The following is a 1,401-nucleotide window of genomic DNA, read 5'->3' as shown; positions in this document are numbered from 1 at the left end:
ATCCACGGAAGCAGACCGAAAGGTCAGGATATCTAGGAGCTGGGTGCGGTGAAAGTCGCACGCCCAGATTTGAAGGAGAGGTGCCCTGGGTAATACCAGGCATCGACTCTAACGAAGTCAGAAGTCAAAGGTGCGCTTTCCGTTCTCCGTAGGAGACGCGGGGCGCGAACGGCGAATTAAATTCGCCACGGGTCGCACCTAAAAGTCAGCGATTACTTACGTTTCGGAGTTTAGGAATGTCCTAACAGTAGCGCGTAGTGCTATACCCATTGGGGCTGATCTGGATGCCCTGTCGATTAAACAACAAAATGATCAGGTGCGACCCGTGGCGAATTTAATAATTAGATGCGGAAAGCCCACCTATGCCTTATCGGTCAAAGCATGATGGTCGAATTTATCGTTGCGGTCATGATCGACATACTCCGATCTGCTACAACAGGAGTTTGACAAAGTTGCTGCCAACTTGCTAGACTATACGTAGTCATAACGACTACGTATAAAATTGGCTTTCCTTGATAATTGGTAGCTTTCACGACAAAAAATCACAACTTAAGGTGCGACGCGAAGGTGCGACCCAAGGGCGCGAGCAATCCCTCGCGCCCTTGGAGGCGCGCACCTATAGCGAATTTAATTCTTAATGGGAAAGCGCACCTAACCTACTGAAACACTCAGCACTCAGCTTGGTTGACGGTTGACAGTCAACCAGACTAAGCACTCAGCAATCAGTACTCAGTACTAAGCACTCAGCAATCAGCACTATAGTTAAACAGAGGTTAGTGAGATGGTGAACATTGTTGGAATTAGTGGTAGTTTACGTCCTGAATCCTATAGCTATCAGGCTCTAGAGCATGCTATAGACCGAGTGAAAGCTAATGGTGTATCCACTGAAATCCTCGACTTGCGTCAGATGCAATTACCATTTTGCACTGGTGATAGTGACTATCCAGACTATCCAGATGTCACCCGATTACAGGAAACCGTGAAGCAAGCCGATGGCTTAATTCTGGCAACACCGGAATATCACGGTGGTGTGAGTGGTGTACTTAAAAATGCCCTAGATTTGATGAGTTTTGAACATCTCGAAGGGAAAGTTACCGGTTTGATTAGTGTATTGGGGGGTCAGTCTAATAGTAACGCTCTCAATGACCTACGGATAATTATGCGCTGGGTACATAGTTGGGTGATTCCAGAGCAGATTGCCATTGGTCAGGCTTGGAAAGCCTTTGGTGAAGATGGCAAGCTTTTGGATAAAAAACTCTCCGAGCGCTTCGATAAATTTGCTGAAAGTTTGGTAGCAAATACTCAGAAGTTAAGGTAAGCGCAAATCGGGTTAGGGACTTGGGTGTAAAAAAAATACCAATTAAAGTAGGGTGGGCAAAGTATAGCAATTTCGGGCTTTGA

At 46.3% G+C, this 1,401-nt stretch carries 1 protein-coding gene; it reads left to right on the top strand.

Annotated features, from left to right (window positions below):
- Positions 1 to 781: 781 nt before the first annotated feature.
- The gene (locus F6K20_RS38545; protein WP_008189403.1) at positions 782 to 1,318 is read left to right on the top strand and encodes an NADPH-dependent FMN reductase; all 537 of its coding nucleotides are present in this window, start codon (positions 782 to 784) and stop codon (positions 1,316 to 1,318) included.
- Positions 1,319 to 1,401: the final 83 nt, after the last annotated feature.

The organism is Moorena sp. SIO2C4, from assembly GCF_010672485.1.
In the GTDB taxonomy this organism is placed as follows: Bacteria; Cyanobacteriota; Cyanobacteriia; order Cyanobacteriales; family Coleofasciculaceae; genus Moorena; species Moorena producens.
Note: the sequence above shows the minus strand (reverse complement) of the source record. Positions and strands in the feature narration are given on the sequence as shown.

Excerpts from the sequence above, each read along its gene's own strand:
- F6K20_RS38545 (WP_008189403.1), top strand. The coding sequence starts at position 782 with ATGGTGAACATTGTTGGAATTAGTGGTAGTTTACGTCCTGAATCCTAT.